Source organism: Streptomyces sp. NPDC050636, assembly GCF_040654775.1.
GTDB lineage: Bacteria > Actinomycetota > Actinomycetes > Streptomycetales > Streptomycetaceae > Streptomyces.
Genome location: NZ_JBFAIP010000165.1, coordinates 1 through 9,011, shown reverse-complemented (window position 1 = coordinate 9,011; position 9,011 = coordinate 1). Strand labels below are relative to the sequence as shown.

Here is a 9,011-nt window from a genome sequence, read left to right as displayed (position 1 = left end):
CGCGACGCGCGGTCCGGGCCCTGCTGCCGTACCGGGGCTCTGCTGCCGTACCGGGCGCGGCCGGTCCCGCTCAGCTCTCGGCCGACCCCCCGGGGCACCGCAGATTCAGCAGCCCCGTCACCACCACCCCGAGCCCCAATGTCGGAGACGCGCTGACCAGAACGGCGCGATATGCCTATCTTCAGTGCCTGGGCGTCGAGACGGACGGGCGAAGGGGCGGGCCAGAAAGTGGACGAGGTGGGGCGGCATGCGGTGCTGTCTTTGGGTATCGCGTTGGCGCGCACCGAGGACGGTGATTCGCCAAGGCTCGGCCTGGACCTTTTGGAGAAGGCTCCCGATCACGCCCGGAGGGTCGCGGAGACCCTGCGGGAGTTTCGGTACGTGCCGTACTCGGCTGTGGTGCCGGAGGGGGCGGCTGACTATGGGGACGTGGTCGAGCGGGCTTTGGTCGCCGAGGACGTCGATGTGCTGGTGGTGCACATCGTCGGTCACGGTGAAGTGGCCGAGGGTAGCAGTGAGAAGCTGTACGTCCTGGACAGTAACGGGGAACGTCTGAGCCGGCCGGTGGGAGCCTGGATCGACCGGATCGAGGACCATCCGGAGCGGCATCGGCCGGTGACGCTGTTCGTCCTCGACGTCTGTTATGCCGGGGAGGTCGCTGTGACGTCCTGGCATGCGCGGATGGACGTCGCCAAGCGCAGGGCGTGGGTGCTGGCGGCCACCGGTCCCAAGGACCAGGCGTTCGGTTACCGGTTGAGCCGGGCCCTGGTGGGAGTCCTCGGGAAGTACCGGGACCGCGAAGTCCGCTTTGATCCCTCCGTGCGGTACATCCCACCGAGCACCGTGTGGCAGGAGATCGAACGTACGGTCAACGACCTGACCGCGCGGGACGGAGGTCTGCCGCAGACGGTCCTCACCAGCCTTGTTCCCGGCCACGCCGACCTTTCCCATCTCCCGTTCTTCCCCAACCCCTGCTTCGATCCAGCCCTCAGTGCGGGCAGCGGTACGGTCGCTGGGCTGCCCGGCGAGATCGCCCGGCTGGCGGACTGGGCCGCGGACCCGCAGCACTTCATGCGGCGTGCCGGCGGTGCCGAGCCGGTGGACCGCGACTGGGACGAGGGCTACTTCTCCGGCCGCGCCGAGGAACTGCATGACCTGTCCGGCTGGCTCGACGACGAGGCAGCCGCGCCGGGCTTGCGCGTCGTCACCGGCAAGCCCGGTGCTGGGAAGTCGGCCCTGCTGGGCGTCCTGGTCTGCGCCGCGCACCCGGCACTGCGCCGGCACACCAAGCCTTTGTGGCGCGGTCTGGGCGATCGGGCTCCGGGGGAGAACGACCGGATCGTGGTGGTCCATGCGCGCCGTCTGGGCGGCGACCAGATCATCGCTTCGCTCGCCCGCCAGCTACGGCACATCAGTGATCCCGGCAGCCGGTTGTCCGAGCCTGACGGGGAGCGTGAAGGGTCCGCCGCGAACCCGGTGGATCATCTGCTGGGCCTGCTGCCCGGTGACGGACGCCTGGTCACCGTGATCGTCGACGCGCTCGACGAGGCGGTCCGGCCCCAGAACATCACGGTCGCGCTTGTGCTCCCGCTCGCGCAGCGTGCACAGAAGCCGGGAAGCGGGCTGCGGCTGCTCGTCGGCACACGTGATGACGGGCGGTTCCGCAGCCTCCTGGCTCTCGGACGGCTCGGCCGGGGAGATCGGGGCCCTCCAGTGGGGCGAGTTCCTGACCGCAGGTCTCTATGTGCACTACCTCCTGGCTGCCGAGGAGCCTCGCGAGACCCCCGAAGCGGCCGCCGAACTGGGCCAGGCCGTCCCGCGCGGCCTGCCCGCACTCATGGAACTGGACCTTCGACGCCACACCGGCCAGCCCCTCCTGCACACCGTGCTGACCGCTCTCGCCTTCGCTCAGGGCCAGGGGATGCCCGAACGCGTCCTCGCCCACACTGCCGCGGCCTTCACCACCGTCCCTACCCACGACAGCCCCCTCCCCCTTCAGGAGATTTACACGCTCTTGGACCACGAGGCGCGCTTCTACCTGCGCCGCGACGTGGACGAGGACGGCACCACCCTCTACCGGCTCTTCCATGAAGGTCTTGCTGAATGGCTCCGGCACAACCCGCCCCACAACCGGCCACCGCGACAGGACCCCATCGTCGGCCGGGAGGAACTCCGCCCCGCGGAAGGGCGGATCCTGGACGGTGGTGGGCCCCGTGACGGTGCCGGTCACAAGCTATGGCATCTCCGCGCCGCGGAACGACTCTACGAGCAGCTCCTGAACAGTGTGCCCCGTGACGGTGCGGGCCGGAGGCTGTGGCATCTGGCTACCCCCTACCTGTGGCGGCACACCGCCCAGCACGCTCTCGACGCCGGGCGCCTGGACGACCTCCTCCAGGACAGTGGCTTCCTCGTGCACGCGGACCCACAGGCCCTGGCGGACGCCCCCACTCCCCCACACGGCGATGCCCCGTTGCCTCAGCCCCGCCTCACGACAATCGCCCACCGATCACCAGCCACAATCAAATCCGGCCAACCATGCCAACGAATCCATGCATACCGGAAGTCGGCCTCTGAACGGGGACTACGATAAACAATGCAAAGTGAGTAAAAACGTTCGGCGGCACTTGCAGAGCCGCAGTTCAGGCCCGGTCATCCCCACGCACGTGGGGGTCCTTCGGGCTATGCCTCGCAGCCTCATCGAACTGGAGGCACCCACACCCCCGAACCCGATGACGCTTACGGAAGGTCTCCCGCTTAGACAGCACTCCCCTAAGGACTTCTCATTTAGGCGCGCTGGCACTTCTCATTCGATGTCACCACTGAGTCTCACCAGGTGTCACAAGATCTGCACTGTGGCCATAGGAGATTGAAGACATCCAAGTGAGAGCCATAAATGACATCGGGGTGAGAAGTCGCACGCTGTGGCCCACGGAAACGAGGCGGTCCACTTCTGCTTGCGCCTCGGCCGGGAGCCTGCCCCACAAAGAATCGTCCATCCACGCATTGAACCTGCCAAGCAGCACGGCCCCCCAGGCAGTCCCATCCGACGCAACCGCGTGGCATCAGCGCCTATCCAATGCAGGCAAGAACCCAGCCCAACCAAACACGCTCGCCGGGACAAAAGCTCTTACGCGGCGCTTGAGTACCGCCGCGCGCGTTGTGATCGGCTGAAGAGCGAGCGTCTGCGGCTCCTGGCATCAACGCAGTTGCCGAAATACGACCTGCTCCTAGCGACCGTGCTCGATGAGTCCGTGCCGGTCGACGAGAGTCACGACTACGACGCCCGCTACCGGCTCCTGGTGAACCAGCACGTTCACGGCCTCCTCGCCGACGACGCGATCCCGCACTACCGGGTCACCAGTGACTGCAACAGCCAGACGCGGGCCGTCCAGCGCGCCCTTGAGCTTTGTCTTCAGAAGGCCGTCGTATGACCACCACGCCGCCTGCGGGCACCATCACCATCGCCGGGAAGTCCGTCTCCCGACTCGGGTTCGGCACCATGCGCCTGACCGGCCCCGGCATCTGGGGCGACCCGACCGACCGCGACAGCGCGATCAGCGTGCTCCGGCAGGTCGTGCACACCTACAGGATCACGCACATCGACACCGCAGACGCCTACGGCCCCCACACCGTCGAGCACCTGGTCCGCGAAGCCCTCTACCCGTACCCAGAACACGTGCTGATTGCCGCAAAGGTCGGCATGCTCCGCCCCGCCCCGATCGTGTGGGCGCCGCACGGCCACCCCGCGTACCGGCCCGTTCGACGCCGGCACCCTGGCCCGTGCACACGGAGTCCTCGCCCCTCTGCACTGGCTGCTCAGACTCGGCAACCACGTCGCTCCAATCCCCAGCACCCGTCAGCCGCAGCACCTCGAACAACTCGTCGCCGCTGTGGCAGGTGAAGCCTGATGCCCACGATTACAGCTCCCGTCATTCCCGCTGCGCGCAGCACCGATCCTGCTCCTGCTCGGAAGGCGGTCCCGTACGAAAACTGGCGGCCGCCAATCATCGGGGTGTCCTTTCTCGTCCCGGTGGGGGCAGACACGCTGGTCGTCACTGACCTCCTCGGCAGCATCATGATGCCCACCGGGGCCATACAAGGCGGCCAGACCCCACAACAGGCCTCCCAGGACGTTCTTCGTGGCGCTCCGGACGTTCTGGCCTGGGTGCAGACGCGGCGCAGGAAGGTCATCACGCACGTACTGGCGACGACTGAGCCGATGACCCGCGAGGATGTCGGGCACCTCATCTACCGCGACCCGCGGGCAGATGTACGCGTACCGCCCACCATGAGCGTCGTCGACGGTCTTCCGGCGAAGGGGCGGCTGCGGCTCCTGGTCGGGCTACAGGCCCTCGCCACGGGTGAGATGGCCTACATCGAAGGGGACGTGGTGCGTCCCTCCGCACCACCAGATCTCATCCCAGAGTGATGGCCGAGCGGGCCCGGTACGTGTCGGCGCACCGAGCCCGCGCCGACAGCCCGGGCGTCACACACGTCACGGGCACCGGCGTTTCGGCCAACCCTCAGCACACGCCGGTCTACCTAGACCGCGCGGGCGACAGCGCCCTCGACATCCCGGACGAGCACCGCGAGTGGTTCGAGGCGGAGCGCTTCGAGCGCCTGGCTCAGGGACTGGAGGCATTCTTCCTGGAGCGACTGGCCACTGCGGCATACGCACGGATCGCGCTGGTCGACGACGAGATGGTGGAGTACGACGACTGGCTGAGGCTGTTGCGCCAGGCCGGTCTCACCGCCTGAACCGCCGGCACGGCAGGAAAGGGCCCGACACGGCCGGACGGGGCAAGAGGAAGCAGACGCCATCGATATCTCGCGTCCCGCAAGCCCTTTCAGTGGGGAGATTGCCTGCAACGTGCCACTGCCGGCGGCAGCGACGGAGATGTCCGTCAGCCGAGATGACCGAAGAAGGAGAGCACGTTTGTTCCCTTAGCGGTACTCTGCGCGCTTGGAGACAGCGTCGCCCGAGCATAAACGCAGGGACCGACCAGCAGAAAAGTAGATCAGGTGAGGTATGGAGACCAGCTTCCTGCCCGTTGTGAGCCCGCTTCGGCAAGAACCGCGAACCCGGGTGACGGGAGAAGCGCTCCACGACGGAGGCCAGGCTTCGAGAGCGAGGCGTCGTGGATAAGGTCGCGCTCACGGCCGCCGGTCTCTACGTCATCGTCCTGCTACGAGCCGGAGGGACATTCGCCCTCGGATGGCTTGCTGGGGCCGGCACCAGACGCGGCAGGCTCGCGAAGCGGATGCGGATCTCGTCTGCCAAGTTCCGGAGCGCCGAACAGGCGATCCAGCGGTGGGGCGCACCGGTTGTGGCCGTCTCCTTCCTGACCGTCGGTTTCCAGACCGCTGCCAATTTCCTCGCGGGGAGTATGCGCATGCCCCTGCCCCGCTATCTCCCGGCGCTGTTCCTGGGGGGAGCGGGCTGGGCACTGGCCTACGCGACGGTCGGGATCGGCGCACTGGAACTGCTGGCCAGGCTGTTCGCCGAGGAGACGGTGCTCGGCGTGTCCGCGGTCGCCGGCCTTCTCCTCGCGGTGTGCGGCGTGGTGGTGTACCAGCGCAGAAAAGCTCGCCCGTCCAACCGCGACACCGCAGCCGACGAATCCTGAAAGGCCCCCGCGTACGGGTCACATGGGCAACAGCGCGTTCGCGCATGCCGCCCCAGAGCTGGTGGTCATCTTGGCGACGGCCTCGATCACTCGTCGGGTCTGCTCCACCGTGACGGCGTCGGTCTCCTGCTCTTGTTCGCCGCCGGCCAGCCCGGCATGGACCTCGGTGCGGTACGGACTCGGGCGCGGCGAAGCCGGAAGCCCAGCCGTTGTGAGCGGCGTAACGCCTGGACCCAGGTGGTCAGGGCGCCAGCGGCGAGGCGGGCCCGTTCGTAGCGGGACTTCGATCTTGCGTGGGGTCAGCGGGCGTACCACGGCCTGGGGCATCGATTGTCGCCGGAGTTCGCATTGTTCACCACTGTCGCTCGGGCGATATCGCCCGGGGAATTCTTGCAGGCATCGGCACCGGCGTTCCCGGAAGAGACGACCCAGGTGATGGCGGACGCGATGGACTTCTCGATCGCTTCCTCCTCGCTCCTGCTCACCAGCCCGTTAATGCTCATATTGACCACGGCCGGCTTGACCGCGTGCGCCGTGATCCAGTCGGCGGCCGCGATGATCGCCGATTTGCTCGCGGAGTCGTGGCAGTCCGTGACCCGAACGGCGACGAGCTTGACGCGCTTGGCCACGCCGTAGTCCTTGCCGCCTATCGTCCCGGCCACATGCGTGCCGTGCCCGAGGCAGTCCCGTCCGTTGCGCCCGTCACCCACTTCGTCCACGCCCACCTCGGCCCGGCCCTGGAACTGGGTGTGCGAGACCCGGATACCACTGTCGACCAGGTACGCGGTCACGTTGCTCGCCGTGTTGGGGTAGCTGTAGTTCATGTCGAGCGGCCGGCTGCGCTGGTCGTTGCGGTCCAAGCCTCAGGACGGCGGGGCGGGCTGAGACGCGGACATCTCCTGCTCGGCGTCCTGATCTACGTATGCCACCTCCGGATCGGCGGCTGTCAGGCGGGCCTGCTCGTCAGACATCTCGGCGGCGTAGCCCTTGATCACCGAGCCGTAGGTGTGCTGGATCTGTCCGCCGTGTGCCCGGGCGATCCGCGCGGCCTGCTTGTCACCGCGTCGGCGGCCAGTGACTTGTCCTTGAAGACCACGATGTACCGGCCCGCTATGACCTTCGACGAGAGGCTGTTAACCACGACATGTGGCCTTCGTCGGCCAGGTCAGCGAATACCTCGCCTGATCCAGCGGATCACGTGGAGAGCCGGATGCTCGGCCAACGGGCACGTCCGGTTCGGCGGGCGGGGACGGGAAAACCGGCACCAGAAACGGTGCACGGCGTCCCGTCCCCGACCCAACATATGGAACTCGACCGCCACGGAGCCGAACTCCTCTTCCAGGTCCTCACCGAGCGCGAGGAGAAGAACAGCGTCGCCATCGCCTCCAACGAGTCCTTCGGCGGCTGGACCAAGACCTTCACCGGCCCCCGGCTCTGCGCGGCCATCGTTGACCGTCTTACCTTCAACGGCACCATCATCGAAACGGGCACCGACTCCTACCGCCTCGCCAGCACCCGAGCACGAGCCGAAGCGTCGGTTAGCTGACTACCTCATCCGACCCACGAGCACGGAGACTGCGACGTCTTCAGTGAAGTACTGATCCGGCGGGAGCCCCTGCCGGATTCCCTCTGCGAACGCCGGCCGGTCGTCCGCTGCGGGTAGCTCATCTGCGGGGATAGCAGAGTAGACCCTGCCGATGAGCTGGTCGAAGCTCAGTTCATCGCTGTATTCGATCACGATCTCCCGCACCCCTTCGAAACCGGCCGCCTCCAGTGCCTGCGCATAACGAAGCCGGTCTGATGCGCCGGTGCCGCAGGACGCCTTCAGCTTCGTGCCGAAATAGTCTTCCAGGCAGGCTCGCAGTGAGCGTGACCAATCACTGTCCTGCAACCACAGGGGTGTCCCGTTGGCGACCACAGCGACACCACCTCCGGAGCGGACCAGGGGCGAGAGGGCACGGAAAAGCTCCTCGTGCTGCATCCAATGGAGTGCCTGTCCGATGACCGCCATCGCCAACGACCGCTGCCCCAGCAGGTCTCCGAACACGGGAACATCGGTGTCGGCGCCCAGGACCCACGTCGTGTTCTGCACTCCCTGTCGTGAGGCTTCTTCCCTCGCGAGGCGGAGCATGTCCGGCTCAGGATCCATACCGATGACCGAACGGACCCGCCGGGCGAGCGGGATGGTCAGCTGGCCCGTGCCACACCCGAGGTCGAGCACCAGGTCGTCGGTGGTCAGCGTGAAGGCTGTTTGCAGCGCATCGAGCACCTGAGGTGGATAACCGCGCCTGAACTTCGCGTAGTACTCGGCAACGTCACCGCTGAACCCCATAGTCATAGCGTCCACCTTGCCCAAGCGCGGGCCCGGGAGACAGGCTCACACCGCGAGATCGCTACCGGCTGAAACCAGGAGCAGAAGCCCGGGGCCGGCGCCATCAGCTCCCGGCTCCACGCGCCGTCAAAACTCATCGACATCTCAGCTCCTCAAGATCAAGAAGTGCCGCCCAAACCCATCAACAAACGCTGCTCCAGGAAATCAACGAAGCCACGGCGCAGTTTGCCGCCCGACTTGGGCATCATTGCCATCGGTGAGGTTCACCAAATCGGTGAGGTTCACGAAATCGATGAGGCTTCAGTATCGGAGGCGGGATCGATCAAAGAGACGTCCACGCCGAAGTGTCCTCGATGCCCTGTCACTCGGCAGCGAACTGCTTGCCTCGGGCGGATCCCGGTGTGGATCCACTGATGTTCATGGCCAGTCACAGCCGGTCAGCCTATGTGTCCACTGCCATTGGAGACAGCGGCCTGGCGGGCGGCGGCCTGCGGCCAGTGCGCGCCCCGCACGCGGTCGAACTCGACGATGACAACGAGGGGACAGAGAATTGAGAAACTGTCTTGGCCATCTGCGGTCATGGCGTGCTGCTATTGTCACCCGCTGTTTGACTTGACCGGTTAGTCGGTCCCTGGCGCGGTGAGGGTTGTACGCAGCAGGTCCAAGAAGACAGTGGCCGCGGGGCTGGAGGGACCGTCTGTCCGCCAGGTCAGAGCGACCCGGCCGCGTAGCCGCGGCTCGGTGATCTCCAGCGTCCGTAGCCCGAAGGCTGACGCCGCGCCAGCGGGCAGGGCCGGAACCACCGCCACGCCGAGACCGCGGGCGGCGAGCTGCGCAAGGAACAGTGGAGCGGCTGCCTCGAAGGCGATGCGGGGCTGGAACCCGGCCTGCGCGCACGCACGGTCGAGTACTCCACGGATGCCTGTGCCACGTGGCAGGCTGATCAGTGGGCGATCGCGGAGCTCGGCGACCGGAATGCTTGTGCGGTCAGGGGGCGTGAGGGCGGGGTCGTTCGAGGCGACGGCTGCGACCAGGGGTTCGTCGACCAGGAC

General features: G+C 66.9%; 10 protein-coding genes and 1 pseudogene. 7 read left to right on the top strand and 4 right to left on the bottom strand.

Translation table 11 applies throughout. From position 1 onward, the window contains the following. Positions 1-1,648: 1,648 nt before the first annotated feature. From AB0I10_RS39240 to AB0I10_RS39215, 6 genes are all read left to right on the top strand, one after another. Positions 1,649-2,590 (top strand): hypothetical protein, encoded by a 942-nt coding sequence (locus AB0I10_RS39240; RefSeq protein ID WP_363157538.1) that lies wholly within the window; start codon positions 1,649-1,651, stop codon positions 2,588-2,590. Between the two features lie 646 nt (positions 2,591-3,236). Continuing rightward, positions 3,237-3,431 carry a hypothetical protein gene (locus tag AB0I10_RS39235; RefSeq protein WP_363157537.1) on the top strand — a complete coding sequence of 65 codons (195 nt, stop codon included), beginning with the start codon at positions 3,237-3,239 and terminating at the stop codon, positions 3,429-3,431. After that, positions 3,428-3,901, top strand: a complete 474-nt coding sequence (locus AB0I10_RS39230) for an aldo/keto reductase (protein ID WP_363157536.1) — start codon at positions 3,428-3,430, stop codon at positions 3,899-3,901. The genes AB0I10_RS39235 and AB0I10_RS39230 overlap by 4 nt, the downstream gene beginning before the upstream one ends. Before the next feature lie 111 nt (positions 3,902-4,012). Further along, positions 4,013-4,429: a hypothetical protein gene (locus AB0I10_RS39225; RefSeq protein WP_363157535.1), complete on the top strand. Its 417-nt coding sequence runs from the start codon at positions 4,013-4,015 to the stop codon at positions 4,427-4,429. After that, a complete protein-coding gene (locus AB0I10_RS39220; protein ID WP_363157534.1) occupies positions 4,429-4,758 on the top strand; it encodes a hypothetical protein in 330 nt (109 codons plus the stop codon). Before AB0I10_RS39225 ends, AB0I10_RS39220 begins: the two co-directional genes overlap by 1 nt. Positions 4,759-5,138: 380 nt before the next feature. Beyond that, entirely contained in the window at positions 5,139-5,627 is a 489-nt protein-coding gene (locus tag AB0I10_RS39215; protein WP_363157533.1) for a hypothetical protein, read from the top strand. A 299-nt stretch (positions 5,628-5,926) separates the two neighbouring features. Here the strand turns inward: AB0I10_RS39215 and AB0I10_RS39210 are convergent, their stop codons facing one another. Further along, entirely contained in the window at positions 5,927-6,487 is a 561-nt protein-coding gene (locus AB0I10_RS39210; RefSeq protein ID WP_363157532.1) for a S8 family serine peptidase, read from the bottom strand. A 3-nt stretch (positions 6,488-6,490) separates the two neighbouring features. Next, a complete protein-coding gene (locus AB0I10_RS39205; protein ID WP_363157531.1) occupies positions 6,491-6,622 on the bottom strand; it encodes a protease inhibitor I9 family protein in 132 nt (43 codons plus the stop codon). Between the two features lie 305 nt (positions 6,623-6,927). On the opposite strand from AB0I10_RS39205, the pseudogene AB0I10_RS39200 reads away from it, so the two are divergent. Then, a pseudogene (locus AB0I10_RS39200) lies at positions 6,928-7,173 on the top strand (ATP-binding protein); the annotation flags it as partial. Here AB0I10_RS39200 and AB0I10_RS39195 read toward each other — a convergent pair. Continuing rightward, positions 7,174-7,965: a methyltransferase domain-containing protein gene (locus AB0I10_RS39195; protein ID WP_363157530.1), complete on the bottom strand. Its 792-nt coding sequence runs from the start codon at positions 7,963-7,965 to the stop codon at positions 7,174-7,176. It lies immediately after the preceding pseudogene. A 614-nt stretch (positions 7,966-8,579) separates the two neighbouring features. Next, positions 8,580-9,011: LysR family transcriptional regulator substrate-binding protein (locus AB0I10_RS39190; RefSeq protein WP_363157529.1), on the bottom strand; the 432-nt coding region annotated here is incomplete at its 5' end.